At 43.7% G+C, this 20,934-nt stretch carries 14 protein-coding genes; 5 read left to right on the top strand and 9 right to left on the bottom strand.

The genetic code is table 11. The features are described from left to right. Positions 1-51 precede the first annotated feature (51 nt). From BCU07_RS07070 to BCU07_RS07050, 5 genes are all read right to left on the bottom strand, one after another. Positions 52-816, bottom strand: a complete 765-nt coding sequence (locus BCU07_RS07070; protein ID WP_017067326.1) for a transporter substrate-binding domain-containing protein — start codon at positions 814-816, stop codon at positions 52-54. Between the two features lie 287 nt (positions 817-1,103). Continuing rightward, the gene (locus BCU07_RS07065) at positions 1,104-2,870 is read right to left on the bottom strand and encodes a sodium:solute symporter family protein (RefSeq protein WP_102428430.1); all 1,767 of its coding nucleotides are present in this window, start codon (positions 2,868-2,870) and stop codon (positions 1,104-1,106) included. Positions 2,871-3,731: 861 nt separating this feature from the next. Beyond that, positions 3,732-4,358, bottom strand: coding sequence for a bifunctional 4-hydroxy-2-oxoglutarate aldolase/2-dehydro-3-deoxy-phosphogluconate aldolase (locus tag BCU07_RS07060; RefSeq protein WP_017069898.1), 627 nt, complete (start codon positions 4,356-4,358; stop codon positions 3,732-3,734). 73 nt (positions 4,359-4,431) lie between these two features. Further along, positions 4,432-5,364, bottom strand: coding sequence for a sugar kinase (locus BCU07_RS07055; protein WP_017061485.1), 933 nt, complete (start codon positions 5,362-5,364; stop codon positions 4,432-4,434). A gap of 34 nt (positions 5,365-5,398) precedes the next feature. Beyond that, entirely contained in the window at positions 5,399-5,734 is a 336-nt protein-coding gene (locus tag BCU07_RS07050) for a cupin domain-containing protein (RefSeq protein WP_009846518.1), read from the bottom strand. Between the two features lie 333 nt (positions 5,735-6,067). On the opposite strand from BCU07_RS07050, the gene BCU07_RS07045 reads away from it, so the two are divergent. The 3 genes from BCU07_RS07045 to BCU07_RS07035 all read left to right on the top strand — a co-directional run bounded on the left by BCU07_RS07045 (position 6,068) and on the right by BCU07_RS07035 (position 11,655). Next, positions 6,068-8,242 (top strand): heparinase II/III domain-containing protein, encoded by a 2,175-nt coding sequence (locus BCU07_RS07045; RefSeq protein ID WP_102428431.1) that lies wholly within the window; start codon positions 6,068-6,070, stop codon positions 8,240-8,242. 2 nt (positions 8,243-8,244) lie between these two features. Then, a complete protein-coding gene (locus BCU07_RS07040; protein WP_102428432.1) occupies positions 8,245-10,413 on the top strand; it encodes a heparinase II/III domain-containing protein in 2,169 nt (722 codons plus the stop codon). A gap of 525 nt (positions 10,414-10,938) precedes the next feature. Continuing rightward, on the top strand, positions 10,939-11,655 hold the full coding sequence (locus tag BCU07_RS07035) for a FadR/GntR family transcriptional regulator (RefSeq protein WP_010438348.1): 717 nt from the start codon (positions 10,939-10,941) through the stop codon (positions 11,653-11,655). Positions 11,656-11,865: 210 nt separating this feature from the next. Here BCU07_RS07035 and BCU07_RS07030 read toward each other — a convergent pair whose 3' ends face one another. From BCU07_RS07030 to BCU07_RS07015, 4 genes are all read right to left on the bottom strand, one after another. Beyond that, positions 11,866-13,368 (bottom strand): tripartite tricarboxylate transporter permease, encoded by a 1,503-nt coding sequence (locus tag BCU07_RS07030; RefSeq protein WP_102428433.1) that lies wholly within the window; start codon positions 13,366-13,368, stop codon positions 11,866-11,868. Between the two features lie 8 nt (positions 13,369-13,376). Next, entirely contained in the window at positions 13,377-13,838 is a 462-nt protein-coding gene (locus BCU07_RS07025) for a tripartite tricarboxylate transporter TctB family protein (protein ID WP_010438352.1), read from the bottom strand. Positions 13,839-13,926: 88 nt separating this feature from the next. Further along, the gene (locus tag BCU07_RS07020) at positions 13,927-14,853 is read right to left on the bottom strand and encodes a tripartite tricarboxylate transporter substrate binding protein (protein ID WP_010438355.1); all 927 of its coding nucleotides are present in this window, start codon (positions 14,851-14,853) and stop codon (positions 13,927-13,929) included. Between the two features lie 25 nt (positions 14,854-14,878). Next, on the bottom strand, positions 14,879-15,349 hold the full coding sequence (locus tag BCU07_RS07015) for a hypothetical protein (protein WP_016785024.1): 471 nt from the start codon (positions 15,347-15,349) through the stop codon (positions 14,879-14,881). A gap of 1,140 nt (positions 15,350-16,489) precedes the next feature. On the opposite strand from BCU07_RS07015, the gene BCU07_RS07010 reads away from it, so the two are divergent. Further along, entirely contained in the window at positions 16,490-18,268 is a 1,779-nt protein-coding gene (locus BCU07_RS07010; RefSeq protein ID WP_102332117.1) for a sodium:solute symporter family transporter, read from the top strand. A gap of 218 nt (positions 18,269-18,486) precedes the next feature. Then, on the top strand, positions 18,487-20,565 hold the full coding sequence (locus BCU07_RS07005; protein ID WP_102394655.1) for a DUF4962 domain-containing protein: 2,079 nt from the start codon (positions 18,487-18,489) through the stop codon (positions 20,563-20,565). The last annotated feature ends 369 nt before the right edge of the window (positions 20,566-20,934 follow it).

Below are 20,934 nucleotides of genomic sequence, written 5' to 3'. Positions count from 1 at the left end.
AGAGGCCAGCATTGCTGGCCTCTTTTTTGTTACGGTATAAATTGAAAAGAGTTACTTAAGGGAGTTGTGGATCAGGAACTCTTCTTCAACACCTTTCAATTTCATCTCATCCATAATGAAGTTCACCGTGTTCAACAAACGTTGTTCACCTTTAGGAATCAGATAGCCGAACTGACTGTTGGTGAATGGAGTTTCGCAGCGTGCCGCTTCAAGACGTTCGTCAGTTACCTGATAGAACAGACCTTCAGGCGTTTCTGTTACCATCACATCAACTTTGCCTTCTGCTACTGCTTTCGGTACGTCGAGATTGTTCTCGTAGCGTGTGAAGCTTGCATTCTGCAAGTTCGCGTCGGCAAAGATCTCGTTAGTACCGCCAATGTTCACGCCCACACGAACAGAAGAGAGGTTCACTTTCTCAATGCTGTCGTACTGTTCTGCGGTGCCTTTTGCAACCAAGAAACACTTACCAAAGGTCATGTAGCCTTGAGTTTGTTCCGCGTTTAACTGACGCTGCATTTTACGTGTAATGCCGCCCATTGCGATGTCGTACTTATCGTCGTCTAGATCGGCCAGTAGATCTTTCCATGTGGTACGAACAATCTTCAATTCAACGCCTAATTGTTCCGCGATGTGCTGTGCAACGTCGATATCGTAGCCAGAGTAGCTTTTACCATCGAAGTAAGAGAAAGGCTTGTAGTCACCTGTGGTGCCCACACGCAGAGTACCTGATTTTTGAATGTCTTCTAGCTGGTCAGCGTGTGCGACACCAGAAAGTGCCAGAGCAATGGAAGCAAGTAATAGTGATGTTTTTTTCATTGTAATTGTCTGTTGTGTTTGTGTTGTCATTCAAAGTAACAGAAACAATCAGAGAAAGAGATCAAACCATTGGAAAGGTTGGAAAAGAAGATGAAACGAGGGCAGGAGATAGGTATTTCTATGGTTTGTGAGCATTGATCGAGGTGCGTTTCATATTCCGTTTTGATAAACCGAAGACAAACAAAAAGCCCATGTTATCGAATAACATGGGCTTCATTTTGGTTTAACTTGTTAGCTGCTTATTTAGCTGTTTAGCTGTTTAGCTGTTTAGCTGTTTAGCTGTTTAGCTATTTGGCAACTGACTCGTTGTTCATCTTAGCCGGAGCTTTAGATGCGTTAACCAATAGGATACCAACGGTCAGTACCATTGAACCACATAGTAGGAACAACAAGCGTCCTGTTGGTTCGTTTGGAATCAGAGCCATTGCTAGGATACCGAAACCTGCTGTGCTGATAAGCTTACCAAGCATTGAACGCTGTTTAGTATCTAGGTTTTGTTGCTCTTCACCTTCCGCTACAAGCGGCGTGTTCCAGTTAGTGAATAGTTGGTCAACTTCTTTCTCACGCTCTGGCGATAGGCCTTTGTAGAAGCGAGAAGTCATGATGAAGTAACCACCTGTGAACACTACGTGAGCAGCTAAGCTAAGACCTACTTTCAAGTCGCTCCATTCACGGCCTGTAAGCGCTGTTTCTAGACCAAATAGGTTCTCGATGTCTTCTGCTTGCAGAGAGATACCGAAGATGTAAGAAACGAAACCACCAACCACTAGAGTAGACCAACCAGCCCAGTCAGGTGTCTTACGAATCCACATACCTAGTAGGACAGGGATAAGCATTGGGAAGCCAATCAACGCACCTACGTTCATTACGATATCGAACAAGCTTAAGTGACGCAGAGAGTTAATGAATAGACCAATCGCAATGATGAAAATACCCATCATGATAGTCGTTATCTTACTTACAATAACCAGCTCTTTCTGAGTCGCATTTTTACGAAGAATCGGGCTGTAGAAGTTCATTACAAAGATACCAGCGTTACGGTTCAAACCTGAATCCATAGAAGACATCGTTGCAGCGAACATTGCTGACATAAGAAGACCAACCATACCTGCTGGCATTACGTTTTGTACGAATGCTAGGTAAGCAGCATCACCGGCTTTGTCGCCCATTGATGTGTATTGCTCAGCGAACTCAGGCATGAATGCACTAACGTACCAAGGTGGTAGGAACCAAATTAGTGGACCAATAACCATAAGGATACATGCTAGGCCTGCCGCTTTACGTGCGTTTTCACTGTCTTTTGCACATAGGTAACGGTATGCGTTGATGCTGTTGTTCATTACACCGAACTGCTTCACGAAGATGAATACAACCCAAAGGATGAAGATGCTCATGTAGTTTAGGTTGTTACCTAACATGAAGTCGCCGTCGAAGTTAGCAACAATGTTAGTTAAGCCGCCACCGTGGAAGTAAGCTGCTACCGCACAAGTGATTGTCACGGCCATGATTACAAGCATTTGCATGAAGTCAGAAGCAACAACCGCCCAAGAGCCGCCGGTTACTGCCATCAATACTAGAACCATACCCGTTACCACAATGGTAGCTTCCATTGGGATGTTGAATACCGCTGCTACAAAGATAGCTAGACCGTTTAGCCAGATACCTGCAGAGATAAGGCTGTCCGGCATACCTGCCCATGTGAAGAACTGTTCAGACGTTTTACCAAAGCGCTGACGAATAGCTTCGATCGCCGTTACCACACGAAGTTGGCGGAACTTTGGAGCGAAGTACATATAGTTCATGAAGTAGCCAAAAGCATTGGCTAAGAATAGGATTACAATAACGAAACCGTCATTGAATGCGCGTCCTGCGGCACCTGTAAACGTCCATGCTGAAAATTGTGTCATGAAGGCAGTTGCACCAACCATCCACCACAACATTTTGCCGCCCCCTCTGAAGTAATCACTTGTAGAGGTGGTGAACTTACGGAACATCCAACCAATCGCGATTAAAAAGAAGAAGTAGGCGAGAACAACAAAAGTATCAATAGTCATCTTTTCAGCCTTTTAAATATCATAATTAACTGGGCTTAGATTAACGCGTCTCAAGGTTTATTTGTACTACAATATGTCTTTAGTATGATCTAGGTCGCATTGATTTTTCGGCCTCTAACACGTGGTTATATAAGTATTTGTTTTAATTGAATTTAAATGTGAGTGTATTTTGTTTGAGATCTAAAATAAATTGAGGGTTAAATGTTTATATGTATTACAATATAAACAAAAGCGCTTACTTTGCCGTATCTATAAGATTTTAATTATAACCGTAACAAATGTGCTACAAATTGGTGTGTTGTGCGACGACATTCACGTTAATTTGGAACTCTATACTGAAAAATTCTGTATTGGGATTTCAAGTGTAGCTCATTGTTTTCACTTCGCTATTTTGTATTTGTCTGCGGCTCTGTAGCCTTTCTATGCTATTTATTCATTTTTTCGTGCCATAGAGGTGCATATTTGGAATTTTTGTCACTGAGTGGGCGTTAAACTGGACGGACGGGACACATTTTGCGGTGCACTTTGTCTATTGTGGTCTTCAGTGCATGCCATGAGAGATGCTTGATGACGTATCGAAAAGGAACATTGCTGGGTAAGGGGCTGGATAAGAAGCTGGATAGGCGATAGGGGGCACCAGTAACGCTTCGTTAGATGCGTGCTGAAGTCGATTGAAAGCTTACATTACTTGTTATTGCCTGTCTTAGTCGCGGAGCTGGACGAGCCCATAGAGAGAAAGGCGATAAGGTGTGGGGGAAACATAATGTTGATTGAGCGTGTTTTACGGTTAGTCAGCGCAATAAACGCCAGATAACAAAAAGCCCCACCGAGGTGAGGCTTCATCACTCAATCTAAAATAGATTAAGCGTTAACGTGATCAACTGCGTCACGAACCAGCTTGCCTAGTTCGTCCCACTTACCTTCGTCGATAAGGTTAGTTGGAACCATCCAAGTACCGCCACACGCAAGTACAGAAGGGATCGATAGGTATTCATCAACATTCTTCAAGCTTACGCCACCAGTAGGCATAAATTTAACAGGGTAAACCGCTGTTAGTGCTTTAAGCATGCCAGTACCACCAGAAGGCTCAGCAGGGAAGAACTTCAACGTGCGAAGGCCCATTTCCATTGCTTGTTCCACTAGGCTTGGGTTGTTAACACCCGGTACGATTGCAACACCCTTATCGATACAGTATTGAACAGTGCGCGGGTTGAAACCTGGGCTTACGATGAAATCAACGCCAGCTTCGATAGATGCATCAACTTGCTCGTTAGTCAGTACAGTACCTGAACCAATTAGCATGTCTGGGAATTCTTTACGCATGATGCGAATCGCTTCGATTGCACATTCTGTACGTAGCGTGATTTCTGCACATGGCATGCCGTTTTCAACAAGTGCTTTACCTAGAGGGATAGCGTCTTCAGCACGGTTGATAGCGATTACAGGAATTACTTTTAGGTTTGCTAGTTGTTCATTTAATGTCGTCATGAATTCTTTCTCACGTTAAATGTGGGCTTGCTTTCAACTAAGCAAACCCTTGATTAATAGTTAAAGTGCGTAATTATAGAGACAGATCAGGCGTCGCTTCTAGAGGAATGATAGCACCTGGATGCTGAATCACAGTCCCTGCCACAATATGACCTGCTAACGCTGCATCACGTGCATTGCCACCGCTTAAGCGCTTAGCTAGGAAGCCCGCGCTGAACGAGTCGCCAGCCGCTGTAGTATCAACAATGTTGTCTACTGGGTTTGGAGCAACGTACTGAGCGCTTTGGCTTTCAACTACTAAGCAGTCTTTAGCACCACGTTTAATGATGATCTCTTTCACACCAGATTCAGACGTACGTGCAATACACTGTTCAATGCTTTCGTCGCCGTACAACTCTTGCTCGTCATCGAACGTCAGTAGAGCCGTGTCAGTGTACTTAAGCATCTTCAAGTACCAAGAAATCGCTTCTTGTTGACTTTCCCAAAGTTTTGGACGGAAGTTATTGTCGAAGAATACTTGGCCGCCTTGCGCTTTAAATTTGTCTAAGAAGTTGAATAGCTGCGTGCGTCCATTCTCTGTCAAGATAGCAAGCGTAATACCACTTAGGTAAACCGCATCAAAAGAGAATAACTTATCAAGTAGAGCAGGCGTGTCTTCCTGGTCAAACATGAACTTTGCTGCAGCATCATTACGCCAGTAGTGGAAACTGCGTTCACCAGTTTCATCGGTCTCGATGTAGTAAAGCCCTGGTTGTTTGTGATCAAGCTGAGCAATTAAGCTAGTGTCGATACCTTCCGCTTGCCACTTTTCTAACATGTCGGTACTGAATGGGTCAGTGCCTAGCGCTGTTACGTAGCTCGTGTTGATATCTTGCTCTTTTGTTAAGCGAGACAAGTAAAGTGCAGTATTTAGTGTATCGCCACCGAAACTTTGCTTAAGCCCGTCTTGTTTCTTTTGTAGCTCAACCATGCACTCGCCAATGACCGCGATGTTTAATGATTTCATATGCTTACCTTAGCAACTGAGGTTGCGCTGTTTATTATTTTAGGAAATCTTCACGCGCAGGGTTGAAGATATCAAGAAGGATGCTGTCTTGCTCTAGTGCAACTGCACCGTGCATCATGTGTTTACGAGCGAAGTAAGCATCGCCTTCTTTAAGGACTTTCTTTTCGCCTTCAATCTCAGCTTCGAAGCTACCACGAACTACGTAACCGATTTGGTCATGGATTTCGTGAGTATGAGGGTGGCCAATCGCGCCCTTATCAAAACATAGGTGTACTGCCATTAGATCGTCAGTGTAAGCAACGATTTTACGCTTAATGCCGCCACCAAGTTCTTCCCATGGGTTTTCATCTAGGATAAAGAAAGAGTTCATTGTGTATCTCCTAATCTGTTTAAATCTTTTAAGTGTTACTTAACTTGCATCCATCATAAGGGAATGAGCCTAATTGTAATACAATATATCTAAATTTGTGTGATATCGATCAAGCGATACTTTATATAGCGTAAATAAATCAACAACTTAATAAATGGCTAATATTTACCATTAGCCAGCTACATCAATGACTTATGGCTAATTATGTGACTCTACTCATCATTTAGCGACGAATAGGTATAATTAAAGCTCATATTGTATTACTTTATATGGAGTTTGAAAATTTAATCAAAGTTTAAGCAGATAAACTCTTTATTGAGGGTGACAAAGAATATGACGACTAAACCAGTATTGTTGACTGAAGCAGAAATCGAGCAGCTTCATCTTGAAGTGGGCCGTTCTAGCTTAATGGGCAAAACCATTGCAGCGAACGCGAAAGATCTAGAAGCATTCATGCGTTTACCTATTGATGTCCCAGGTCATGGTGAAGCTGGGGGTTACGAACATAACCGCCATAAGCAAAATTACACGTACATGAATCTAGCTGGTCGCATGTTCTTGATCACTAAAGAGCAAAAATACGCTGACTTTGTTACTGAATTACTAGAAGAGTACGCAGACAAATACCTAACGTTTGATTACCACGTACAGAAAAACACTAACCCTACAGGTCGTTTGTTCCACCAAATCCTGAACGAACACTGCTGGTTAATGTTCTCAAGCTTAGCTTACTCTTGTGTTGCTTCAACCCTGACACAAGAACAACGCGACAATATTGAGTCTCGTATTTTCGAACCAATGCTAGAAATGTTCACAGTTAAATACGCACACGACTTCGACCGAATTCACAACCACGGTATTTGGGCTGTAGCCGCTGTCGGTATTTGTGGTCTTGCTCTTGGCAAGCGTGAGTACCTTGAAATGTCGGTGTACGGCATTGACCGTAACGACACTGGCGGCTTCCTAGCGCAAGTTTCTCAGCTGTTTGCACCGTCTGGCTACTACATGGAAGGTCCTTACTACCACCGTTATGCGATTCGTCCAACGTGTGTGTTCGCTGAAGTGATTCACCGTCATATGCCTGAAGTGGATATCTACAACTACAAAGGCGGCGTGATTGGTAACACAGTACAAGCGATGCTGGCGACGGCTTACCCGAACGGTGAGTTCCCGGCTCTGAATGATGCTTCTCGTACTATGGGTATTACAGACATGGGTGTTCAGGTTGCAGTAAGTGTTTACAGCAAGCATTACTCTTCTGAAAACGGCGTAGACCAAAACATTCTTGGTATGGCGAAGATTCAAGACGCAGTATGGATGCACCCATGTGGTCTTGAGCTATCTAAAGCCTACGAAGAGGCTTCAGCTAAACAAGAAATCGGCATGCCTTTCTGGCCAAGTGTTGAATTGAGCGAGGGTCCTGAAGGCCACAATGGTGCACAAGGCTTTATCCGTATGCAGGATAATAAAGGTGACGTTTCTCAACTTGTTATGAACTACGGTCAACACGGCATGGGTCACGGCAACTTCGATACGCTGGGTATTTCTTTCTTTAACCGCGGTCAAGAAGTGTTGCGTGAATACGGTTTCTGTCGTTGGGTTAACGTTGAGCCAAAATTTGGCGGTCGCTACCTAGATGAAAATAAATCTTACGCTCGTCAAACGATTGCACATAATGCAGTAACGATTGATGAGAAATGTCAGAACAACTTTGACGTTGAGCGTGCTGACGCAGTACACGGTTTGCCTCACTTCTTCAAAGTGGCAGATGAGCAAATTAACGGTATGAGCGCATTTGCTAACGACCATTACGAAGGTTTTGACATGCAACGCAGTGTGTTCATGCTAAACCTTGAAGAGCTTGAGTCTCCGCTATTGTTAGACTTGTACCGCTTAGGTTCGACAAAAGGCGGCGAAGGCGACCACCAGTTTGATTACTCTCATCAATATCAAGGTCAAATTATTCGCACTAACTTCGAATACCAAGCAAACAAAGAGCTAAACACACTAGGAAGTGACTTCGGTTACCAACACCTATGGAATGTAGCGAGTGGTGAAGTGAATGGTACTGCGTTAGTTAGCTGGTTACAGAACGACACGTACTATACTTGGTTGGGTACAAGTTCGAACGAGAACGGAGAAATCATCTTCACTCGCACTGGTGCTAACGATCCAAGCTTTAATTTACGTTCAGAGCCTGCATTCATTCTACGTAGCAAAGGCGAAACAACATTGTTTGCTTCTGTGCTAGAAACGCACGGTTACTTTAACGAAGAATTCGAGCAATCAGTAAACGCTCGTGGTGTTGTGAAAAACATCAATGTGGTTGCTCACACGAATGTAGGTTCAGTAGTAGAAATTACGACAGAGAAATCAAACGTGACAGTGATGATCAGTAACCAACTTGGCGCAACTGACAGCACTGAACACAAAGTAGAACTGAACGGCAAAGTATACAGCTGGACAGGCTTCTACTCAGTAGAAACGACTTTAGAGCAGGGGAAATAATAATGAGCTATCAACCACTTTTACTTAACTTTGAAGAAGCAGCAGAGCTTCGTAAAGAACTTGGCAAGGATAGCCTATTAGGTAACGCACTAACTCGTGACATTAAACAAACTGACGCTTACATGGCTGAAGTTGGCATCGAAGTTCCAGGTCATGGCGAAGGTGGCGGTTACGAGCACAATCGTCACAAGCAAAACTACATCCATATGGATCTAGCGGGTCGTTTGTTCCTGATCACAGAGGAAACAAAGTACCGTGATTACATCGTTGATATGCTAACTGCGTACGCGACGGTATACCCAACATTGGAAAGCAACGTAAGCCGTGACACTAACCCTCCGGGTAAGCTGTTCCACCAAACGTTGAACGAGAACATGTGGATGCTTTACGCTTCTTGTGCGTACAGCTGCATTTACCACACTATCTCTGAAGAGCAGAAGCGTCTTATCGAAGACGATCTTCTGAAGCAAATGATCGAAATGTTCGTTGTTACTTACGCACACGACTTCGATATCGTACACAACCACGGCTTATGGGCAGTGGCGGCGGTAGGTATCTGTGGTTACGCGATCAACGATCAAGAGTCTGTAGATAAAGCACTTTACGGCCTGAAATTGGACAAAGTAAGCGGCGGTTTCCTAGCGCAACTTGACCAACTGTTTTCGCCAGACGGCTACTACATGGAAGGTCCTTACTACCACCGTTTCTCGCTACGTCCAATCTACCTGTTCGCTGAAGCAATTGAACGTCGTCAGCCTGAAGTTGGTATCTATGAATTCAACGATTCAGTGATTAAGACAACGTCGTACTCTGTATTCAAAACCGCATTCCCAGACGGTACATTGCCAGCTCTAAATGATTCATCGAAGACGATCTCTATCAACGATGAAGGCGTGATCATGGCGACGTCTGTGTGTTACCACCGTTACGAGCAGACTGAAACTCTGCTTGGTATGGCTGATCACCAACAAAACGTTTGGGTTCATGCTTCAGGTAAAACACTGTCTGACGCGGTTGATGCAGCAGACGATATCAAAGCATTTAACTGGGGTAGCCTGTTTGTAACGGACGGCCCTGAAGGCGAGAAAGGCGGCGTTAGCATTCTTCGTCACCGTGACGAGAAAGACGACGACCCTAAGACCGCAGATACCATGGCGTTGATCTGGTTTGGTCAGCACGGTTCTGACCACCAGTATCACTCTGCGCTAGACCACGGTCACTACGATGGCTTACACCTAAGCGTATTCAACCGTGGCCACGAAGTGCTGCACGATTACGGCTTCGGTCGTTGGGTAAACGTGGAGCCTAAGTTTGGCGGTCGTTACATCCCAGAGAACAAGTCTTACTGTAAGCAGACGGTTGCTCACAACACAGTAACGGTTGATCAGAAAACGCAGAACAACTTCAACACAGCACTGGCTGAGTCTAAGTTTGGTCAGAAGCACTTCTTCGTAGCAGACGACCAGTCTCTACAAGGCATGAGCGGCACAATTTCTGAGTACTACACTGGCGTAGACATGCAACGCAGCGTGATTCTTGCTGAACTACCTGAGTTCGAAAAACCGCTAGTAATTGATGTGTACCGCATCGAAGCTGACGCTGAGCACCAGTACGACTTACCAGTTCACCACTCGGGTCAAATCATTCGCACTGACTTCGATTACAACATGGAAACAACGCTTAAGCCATTAGGTGAAGACAACGGTTACCAACATTTATGGAACGTTGCTTCAGGCAAAGTGAACGAAGAAGGTTCTCTAGTAAGCTGGCTACATGACAGCAGCTACTACAGCCTAGTAACCAGCGCGAATGCGGGCAGCGAAGTGATTTTTGCTCGCACTGGTGCTAACGATCCAGACTTCAACCTTAAGAGTGAGCCTGCGTTCATCTTACGTCAGTCTGGTCAAAACCACGTGTTTGCTTCTGTACTAGAAACGCATGGTTACTTTAACGAGTCTATCGAAGCCTCTGTAGGCGCTCGTGGTCTGGTTAAATCAGTATCTGTTGTGGGCCATAACAGTGTCGGGACTGTTGTTCGCATTCAGACTACTTCTGGTAACACTTACCACTACGGTATTTCAAACCAAGCTGAAGACACGCAGCAAGCAACTCACGCTGTTGAGTTCGCGGGTGAGACATACTCGTGGGAAGGGTCATTTGCTCAACTGTAAATGGTCAACACACATACCGTTTAACGATGGTGTGTGCTGATGTGGTGCTTTGCGGGAACGAAGCGCCATATCATGTTCGATTGTAAGGGTGTTCGCATCTAAGTAACTGAACGAAATTAATGTCGATGACAAAGAATATCGGAAATAAGTCAAACCGAGTAACTCGTTGTGAGTTGCTCGGTTTTTTTATGCGTGTAGGACAGAGGCTGATGTAATTTGGGAAGGGGATCTCATTTAATAATCTCTGGCGGTTAATGAATTGCGCTTCTAAAGGTGTACCTTTTTCCCATGGTTTTTCGAGGCTGTGCTGGTGGTTTTCATACCGATACAAAGAGGGTTAGTTTTGAGTACGGATTTATGAGTGATTTAAGATAACGTTTCTCACAGGATGTTTTTTAAATCTCTGATTATAAAAATTTGCAGGTTGTGATTCGTTTGGATTTTACTCAATTGGCTGTAGGTTGAAATACTGTTATAGTAATCTTTAAATAATACATAAACATAACATATAAAATAAGTGAACTTATGGTTAGCACTTTTAATTCAATTTCGGGCTCGAAGCGTAGCCTGCACGTGCAAGTAGCGCGTGAAATCGCTCGTGGAATCTTGTCTGGCGATCTGCCGCAAGGTTCTATTATTCCTGGTGAAATGGCGTTATGTGAACAGTTTGGTATTAGCCGAACGGCACTACGTGAAGCAGTTAAACTATTAACTTCTAAAGGTTTGTTAGAGTCCCGCCCGAAAATCGGTACTCGTGTAGTCGACCGCGCATATTGGAACTTTCTTGATCCTCAGCTGATTGAATGGATGGATGGTCTAACCGACATAGATCAATTCTGTTCTCAGTTTTTAGGCCTTCGCCGTGCGATTGAACCTGAAGCGTGCGCACTGGCGGCTAAATTTGCAACGGCTGAACAACGCATTGAACTTTCAGAAATCTTCCAAAAAATGGTAGAAGTGGATGAGGCTGAAGTATTTGATCAAGAGCGTTGGACAGATATTGATACTCGTTTTCATAGCTTGATCTTTAATGCGACAGGTAATGACTTCTACCTGCCATTCGGCAATATCTTGACTACGATGTTCGTGAACTTCATCGTGCACTCTTCTGAAGAAGGAAGCACGTGTATCAATGAACACCGTAGAATCTATGAAGCAATCATGGCTGGTGATAGTGATAAGGCACGAGTTGTGTCTGCTGCACACTTGCAAGATGCCAACCACCGTCTGGCGACGGCGTAATAGAAATAATCTAGAGCGTAGGTAGATGAGTCACCTCATATAGAGATGAACAGCATTACGCTCGGATAAACGACTTAAAAGGGTATGCCAAGTGCATACCTTTTTTGTTGTCTACCGTTTACGAAAATTGGCTGCTTTCATGTATGAAAAAAGCCAGAGACTGTTGTCTCTGGCTTTGAGTTGTTTCAATATTCTAGCTTAAACAAGCGGCTAATCATGATGTTCGTAAGTTTGCTTTTGTTTCTGCTTTTTCTTCATTTTTAACGTTGAATAAACCGAGAATACAGCTAACACGATAAACGCGAGAGCAATAGGACGCTCATAAAGGAAAGACCAACTGCCATCGTACATCAGCAGTGATTTTCTAAGGTTTGTTTCTGCCATTGGCCCTAAGATGGTCGCAAGCAGAATCGGTGAAGAAGGGATATCCAGTTTAGTTAAGATAAAGCCAAGTAGACCGAAACCGATTGCAATACCCACATCAAACATCGAGTTGTTAATTGCGTAAGCGCCGACAATTGAAAGGAAGACAATGATTGGAATCATGATGATCTTCGGTACTTCAATGATTCGACAGAAGAAGCGAATACCCAGTAAACCAATCACTAACATCACAAGGTTAGCGACCAACATTGAGCTGAACACGCCATAAACCACTTCGGGGTTTTGGGCGAATAGCAGTGGGCCTGGTGTGAGTCCTTGTACTATAAGTGCACCAAGAAGAACCGCTGCCACGGCATCTCCAGGAACACCTAGTGTTAATAACGGAACTAGCGAGCCACCCGTTACGCCGTTGTTTCCAGATTCAGCGGCTGCAAGGCCACGAACCGAGCCTTTACCAAACTCTTCTGGGTTCTTAGACGAACGTTTTGCTTCGTTGTAACAAACAAATGCAGATATATCAGCACCAGCACCCGGTACCGAGCCGATAGTTGTTCCCATCAAACCACTTTTTATGGCCGTTGGTAGCATTTCTTTGAGATCACTTTTACTTAATAGTTTGTGGTCAAATTTCGGTGCAACGACTTTCTTTTCAGAGAACAGCTTCTCTAGTTGGTTTAATGCCTCAGATAGAGCGAATAAACCAATTAAGACAGGGATGACATTGATTCCGCTGTAAAGATCCATGATGTCAAAAGTAAATCTTGGCACACTGCTGATTGGGTCGAGTCCAACAGTTGAAACCAATAATCCAATGGTTCCCGCAAGTAACCCTTTAAAAATGTTGTTCGAAGAAACACTCGCAATAATCGTTAAACCAAACAGAGCGAGTGCAAAATATTCTGGCGCATTAAAACGCAGTGCAAAGGTCGCTAATTTAGGCGCAATCGCGATGAGGACGATAGTACTTAACAGCCCGCCAATAAATGATGCAACAGCAGAAATACTTAATGCTCTTGCTGCTTGTCCTCTAACAGCCATAGTGTGACCGTCGAGTACACTTGCTGCAGAAGCCGGTGTTCCTGGGGTTTTAAGTAAAATTGCGGCAATTGAGCCACCGTAAATCCCACCAATGTATACACCAATTAACATCACAAGGGCTGAAGTCGGTTCCATGCCAAAGGTAAATGGAAGGAGAATTGCCACGCCCATTGTCGCTGTAAGTCCGGGTAGTGCGCCTAAAATAACGCCGCCCAGTACGCCAAAAACAAGGACAGGAAGCACTGCAAAGCTAACTGCAGTTGCGAGACCATCGATTAGATATTCAAACATATGACCTCCTAAGACCACGTTGCTTCAGGAAGCGCGATGTAGAACACCTCGCCAAATAGATAGTAAACCGCGAACACAAAGACAACGGCGACAACGTAATAGATTGGCTTCTTCACTTTGAAGTAAACGAGGTAGAACATAAATGCAATCAAACTAGCATAAAGGTAGCCAACTACACTGATGAGTAATGCGTAGCCAATAAGAAAAGCAACGCCGAAAATCGACATCTTGCTTATCATCGCTTCTTGTTGTTCAGAGGCACCTTTTAATTTGTGTTGAACGATGAGAACAATACAGATAGCAATTTGGGCAATCACAATCATCATCGGGAAGAATTTTGCATCGACACTTGCATCTTGGTACATCGGACGATCAAATTGAGTGATCAGCGCGAACGCGATTGCGCTAAGGATAATGATGATAGAAGGGAAAACGACGTTTCGGTTTAAGTAAGAGTGAGAGTTAGACATGGAGTTTACCCCTAAAAAGTAAAGCAAGGGAAAGGTACAAACTAGTAACAGAGGCACAACTGATAAAAGCTGTGCCTCTGAACAAAGGTTATTGAATTAATTGAGTCAATGATTTTGTATCTTCTGCAACAAACTCAGTGAAGGCTTTGTCATCAAGATTGTGAATCGTCATTGCACCTTTCGCCATGAAAGTTTTGAACTCTTCACTTGCCATTGCTTCATCAAATGCAGCCCCCAACTTCTCGATTACTGCATCAGGTGTATCTTTTGGAGCACCAATACCGCGCCATGTACCTGTTACTACATCAATGCCTTGCTCTTTCAAAGTAGGAACATCTGGAATGTACTGAATACGTTCTTCAGACATGACACCTAATGCTTTTAGTTGGCCTGAACGAAGTTGAGCGATAGCTTCACCAGGAGTAACCATAGTGACGTCTGTGTGATGGCCTAGTACAGCAGGAATTGCTTCTGATGCACCGTTGTAAGGGATAGCGTTTAATTTAATGCCTTGATCTTTTTCAAGAGACATTAGGTAGAAGTTTGGCGCAGCGGTTGAAGCGAATTTTACGCTGCCTGGTTTTTCTTTGGCTTCCTTAATCAGGTCGTTAATCGTGTTGTATGGGCTATCTGCTGCAACCAATACGACCGCAGGATCTAAGTTAACTAAACGAATGAGTTTAAAGTCGTCAGCGGTATGACGCATCAAACCCATTTGAGGAAGTGAAGCGATTTCACGTGTTACTACTGTTAATGTGTAACCATCCGCACGCTGCTGAGCACCAAAGCTCATCCCAACTGCGCCTGCGCCACCAGTACGGTTCATGATTGAAATATTTTGCCCAAGAATGTCTTTCGCGCTATTTGCAAGAGTACGACCAACGGCATCGGTGCCGCCGCCCGCGCCAAATGGCACAACTAAGCGAATGTTTTTGCTTGGATAGTCAGCTGCAATTGACGTTGCAGAAACAAGTATACCGGCTGCTAGCATAATGGATTTTAATAGTTTACTCATAATAAGTACCTTCTGTTTCTAATTATTAGCGATATGTTTTTGTAGGGTTTTCTGCTTTTTCTGTTTGGTATTCGTGCATTGCTAACTGTTCAATAGCTACCGCTATCCAGCCACTGATCAGCATGTCATACCATTGTTGTACACCACTGCAGGCAACAACCACGTTTCCGTAAACAAACGAACCATAAAACAGTAAGTCTTCGTCACGTAGTGAAGATGGGTGTTGGGAGTGCAGTGTTAGATTGCTTGTCGATTCTCGCCACGCTTGTTGTGCTTTCTTACGGGCAAGGTGATCAAACTTGATTGTCCAGTTGTCAGGAGCTCCTAACGACTCTTCATATAGAATGGCGTCTTCAAAAGAGGCTTCCCAAGGCTTGAGGTGTGGATTCATAACGACAATATGCAGTTCTTTTCTATTCGTTCTTTCAAACAGCTTGTCGATAGAGGGTTTAACGATATCGATAGCGTCTTGAGTGATATCTTTCATTGATCGCATTCCATATGTCCTTACGTTTGGTAGATGAATATAGAATATTGTATGACAATAATTCTTCAATTAACGATGACTTGGAAGCGGGGAGCGATCACAAGTGAAAGTCTTCTAACAAGACTTCGATCTTGTTTTGACCATATTCTGGCGGAAATAGTGTGATTCTGGTCTTTTTTTGAGCTGGGTGTAAATGGACACAGATCCAGTTTTATTTTGGCTGATTTCCTAGATATAAACTCACCACCATATGCTCGCCGTTCTGTTAATTCATATGGGAGAAAATTTTGGCTTGATAATCGAGCGTCCTATAACACAACGAGTTATATGCGAACATGTCAGCGGCTCACCTGCAAGACGCTAACCACCGTTAAGCTAAACGGGTGTTTCAACTATTATGTGAACCACTTAAACGTCCCGATGAACCATTTATAGGTTCATCAAAACCAGTCAAAAAGGTATACCAAGTGAATGCTTTTTTTGTTTTTAAGAAGTGTGTTGCACCATGTGTAGCACGGTTTTGGTTCACTCCCGATTAACTCTTTCTTAAGGCAATTTTTCTTGTATACGTTTAGCGGTAGTTCTTTTTACCATCGTAATTAAGAGAATATTGCGGCGAGATTTGTGTTTTAGACACTCGATCTCTCCTCAAATAATTATGCACCATCCATGATTTTTCATTTTTTATCTTTTGAATCCATCATCATCTCAACAAGATATGTGGCTTCTATATTGAGTAACTTACGTAGAATTCTAATAGAATTAGCTACTCTCAATTGATATAAAACACTGGTTTATTGTGTGATAAATGAGGGTGATTCAGCTCTGATTTGGCTTTTATTATTTTTGAGAATTTTATATCTATATGTGTTTGGTTGTATTTGTTAATAAGTGTGCAAAGTCTCGCTTTTTTATAAGTCTTTGATTTTAATGGGTATGATGTTCTTTGGTCTTGGTTTTTTGAGTTTTCATCTCAAACACCAGTAATTTCCTTAATGGATTGGCCATATTCCATCCTATGTCATATATATAATTAACTTAATCAATCAAAATAAGATCGCCATCACTTATTTAGATTATTGTACTACAAATAAAGTTTGAGATTTCCTATAGTCCTCGTAACAAAATACAACGGACAAAGGATACACGATGGAACTCAACACGATTATTGTCGGCATTTATTTCCTATTCTTGATTGCGATAGGTTGGATGTTTAGAACATTTACAAGTACCACCAGTGACTACTTCCGCGGGGGCGGTAACATGTTGTGGTGGATGGTTGGTGCAACCGCCTTTATGACCCAGTTTAGTGCATGGACATTCACCGGTGCGGCAGGTAAAGCGTATAACGATGGTTTTGCAGTAGCGGTCATCTTCGTAGCCAACGCATTTGGTTACTTCATGAACTTCGCATATTTTGCTCCAAAGTTCCGTCAACTACGTGTAGTAACGGTAATCGAAGCAATTCGTATGCGTTTCGGTGCGACTAACGAACAAGTGTTCACTTGGTCTTCAATGCCAAACAGTGTTGTTTCTGCCGGTGTATGGTTAAACGCACTAGCAATCATCGCTTCTGGTATCTTCGGTTTCGACATGACAGCAACTATCTGGATTACCGGTTTGGTTGTATTGGCAATGTCTGTAACGGGTGGTTCATGGGCGGTAATTGCATCTGACTTTATGCAGATGGTTATCATCATGGCAGTAACCGTGACATGTGCTGTTGTTGCTGTTGTTCAAGGTGGCGGTGTTGGTGAAATCGTGAATAACTTCCCTGTAGCGGAAGGCGGTTCTTTCCTTTCTGGTAACAACATTAACTACTTAAGCATCTTCAGCATTTGGGCATTCTTCATCTTCGTGAAGCAGTTCTCTATTACTAACAACATGCTTAACTCTTACCGTTACCTAGCGGCTAAAGATTCAAAGAACGCGAAGAAAGCGGCGCTACTAGCGTGTGTGCTAATGCTTTGTGGTGTATTTATCTGGTTCATGCCTTCTTGGTACATTGCAGGTCAAGGTGTCGACCTAGCAGCAGCTTACCCAGATGCAGGTAAGAAAGCGGGTGACTTTGCCTACCTATACTTCGTACAAGAGTACATGCCAGCAGGTATGGTTGGCCTTCTAGTTGCGGCGATGTTTGCAGCGACAATGTCTTCAATGGATTCTGGTCTAAACCGTAACTCGGGTATCTTTGTTAAGAACTTCTATGAACCAATCGTTCGTAAAGGTACGGCTAGCGAAAAAGAACTAGTGACGGTTTCTAAGATTACTTCTGCCGTGTTTGGTATTGCTATCATCCTTATTGCACAGTTCATCAACTCGCTTAAAGGTTTGAGCCTGTTCGATACCATGATGTATGTAGGCGCACTGATCGGCTTCCCAATGACAATTCCTGCATTCCTTGGCTTCTTTATTAAGAAGACTCCGGACTGGGCTGGTTGGGGTACGCTAGTGGTTGGTGGTTTTGTTTCTTACTACGTGGGTTTCGTTGTTAACGCTGAAATGGTGTCTTCAATCTTCGGTCTAGAAGAGCTAACAAGCCGTGAATGGTCTGATGTTAAGGTAGCTATCGGTCTGATTGCTCACATTACGCTGACAGGTGGTTTCTTCATCCTATCAACTCTGTTCTACAAGCCATTAACTGAGAAGCGTCAAGCAGACGTTGATAAGTTCTTCGGCAATCTGTCTACTCCATTGGTTGCGGAGTCAGCAGAACAGAAAGTACTGGATAACAAACAGCGTGAAATGCTTGGTAAACTGATTGCGGTAGCGGGTGTCGGTATCATGCTAATGGCTCTACTTACTAACCCAATGTGGGGACGTCTAGTCTTTATCCTTTGTGGTGTGATTGTTGGTGGTGTTGGTGTGCTATTGGTTAAAGCGGTCGATGACGGCGGCAAGCAAGCGAAAGCAGTAACCGAAAGCTAATATAGAGAAAACGTTTATAATAGAATGCGACGACTCGAAAGGGCGTCGCATTTTTTGTTCTGCGAAACGGAAAAACTGTCAGGTGGAAGATATCTGACCTAAATCACGAAAACTGTACAAAATGGTTCAATCGAACCGAAATAGATTCAATTGTCCTACAATAAGACGTATATTATTGCTAATTCCTTTCAATCAACTTGAAAAATAAGTGAGTTAGAATGAGCGACCAAAAATCTCTTGATGCAATCAGGAAGATGAAGCTGGAGAATGATACTTCAGCAGGTAATCTTGTAGACCTACTCCCTATCGAAGTCCAAACACGTGACTTCGACCTATCATTCCTAGACAACTTGAGCGAAGCACGTCCACGTCTTCTTGTTCAAGCAGATCAGTTAGAAGAATTCAAAGCGAAAGTGAAAGCTGATGAAGCTCACTGCATGTTTGATGATTTCTATAACAACTCGACAGTTAAGTTCCTTGAGACTGCTCCTTTCGAAGAGCCTCAAGCGTACCCAGCTGAGACGGTAGGTAAAGCTTCTCTATGGCGTCCTTACTGGCGTCAAATGTACGTTGATTGCCAAATGGCACTGAACGCGACACGTAACCTAGCAATTGCTGGTGTTGTGAAAGAAGACGAAGCGCTAATTGCTAAAGCAAAAGCTTGGACTCTAAAACTGTCTACGTACGATCCAGAAGGCGTGACTTCTCGTGGCTATAACGATGAAGCAGCTTTCCGTGTTATCGCGGCTATGGCTTGGGGTTACGACTGGCTACACGGTTACTTTACAGATGAAGAACGTCAGCAAGTTCAAGATGCTTTGATTGAGCGTCTAGACGAAATCATGCACCACCTGAAAGTGACGGTTGATCTATTGAACAACCCACTGAACAGCCACGGTGTTCGTTCTATCTCTTCTGCTATCATCCCAACGTGTATCGCGCTTTACCACGATCACCCGAAAGCAGGCGAGTACATTGCATACGCTCTAGAATACTACGCAGTACACTACCCACCATGGGGCGGTGTAGACGGCGGTTGGGCTGAAGGTCCGGACTACTGGAACACACAAACTGCATTCCTAGGCGAAGCATTCGATCTATTGAAAGCATACTGTGGCGTAGACATGTTCAACAAAACATTCTACGAAAACACAGGTGATTTCCCGCTTTACTGCATGCCTGTTCACTCTAAGCGCGCGAGCTTCTGTGACCAGTCTTCAATCGGTGATTTCCCAGGTCTAAAACTGGCTTACAACATCAAGCATTACGCAGGTGTTAACCAGAAGCCTGAGTATGTTTGGTACTACAACCAACTGAAAGGCCGTGATACTGAAGCACACACCAAATTCTACAACTTCGGTTGGTGGGACTTCGGTTACGATGATCTTCGCTTTAACTTCCTTTGGGATGCACCTGAAGAGAAAGCACCATCGAATGACCCACTGTTGAAAGTATTCCCAATCACGGGTTGGGCTGCATTCCACAACAAGATGACTGAGCGTGATAACCATATTCACATGGTATTCAAATGTTCTCCGTTTGGCTCAATCAGCCACTCTCACGGTGACCAAAACGCATTCACGTTGCATGCATTCGGTGAAACGCTAGCGTCAATCACTGGCTACTACGGTGGTTTCGGTGTTGATATGCACACTAAATGGCGTCGTCAAACGTTCTCTAAGAACCTTCCACTATTTGGCGGTAAAGGTCAGTACGGCGAGAACAAGAACACGGGCTACGAAAACCACCAAGATCGCTTCTGTATCGAAGCGGGCGGCAACATCTCTGATTTCGACACTGAATCTGATGTGAAGATGGTTGAGGGTGATGCAACGGCATCTTACAAGTACTTCGTTCCTGAAATTGAATCTTACAAGCGTAAGGTCTGGTTTGTTCAAGGTAAAGTATTCGTAATGCAAGACAAGGCAACGCTTTCTGAAGAGAAAGACATGACTTGGCTAATGCATACAACTTTCGCAAACGACGTGGCAGACAAGTCTTTCACTATCCGTGGCGAAGTTGCGCACCTAGACGTAAACTTCATCAACGAGTCTGCTGATAACATCACGTCAGTTAAGAATGTTGAAGGTTTTGGCGAAGTTGACCCATACGAGTTCAAAGATCTTGAAATCCACCGTCACGTTGAAGTGGAATTCAAGCCATCAAAAGAGCACAACATCCTTACGCTTCTTGTTCCTAATAAGAACGAAGGCGAGCAAGTTGAAGTGTCTCACAAGCTTGAAGGCAACACGCTAATGCTAAATGTTGATGGTGAAACGGTTTCAATCGAACTGTAATTCGCTGAAGCAACAGAAGCTAGATACTAAAAACTCCGAGTGAAAGCTCGGAGTTTTTTTGTTTGCACAGAACAGGCAGTAGCCTACGAGGTGGGAAGAGGTTGCGTTGGTTAGTTAGAGGCTAAGTAGCAAGAGTGCCAGGCTTAGTAAGTGGCGACAAAACTTGGTTTAAAACCCGTGTTCAGTAAACCTTACTAAGGCTAGGGCAGTGACTGTCTTCCAATAATTTGTCAACTACTGACAGTGGGCAGCCTTAATCTTGTCTGAAAAAAGGGACGGCAGATTAATAATCGTTATTGGAGTGGCTTATTCTCATTAATCGTATGACATTTAGAGTGCATTATTTCATCAATAGGTTATTTTTTGATT

The organism is Vibrio sp. 10N.261.54.E10 (assembly GCF_002877735.2).
In the GTDB taxonomy this organism is placed as follows: Bacteria; Pseudomonadota; Gammaproteobacteria; order Enterobacterales; family Vibrionaceae; genus Vibrio; species Vibrio crassostreae_C.
This window is presented reverse-complemented; position numbering and strand designations above follow the sequence as displayed.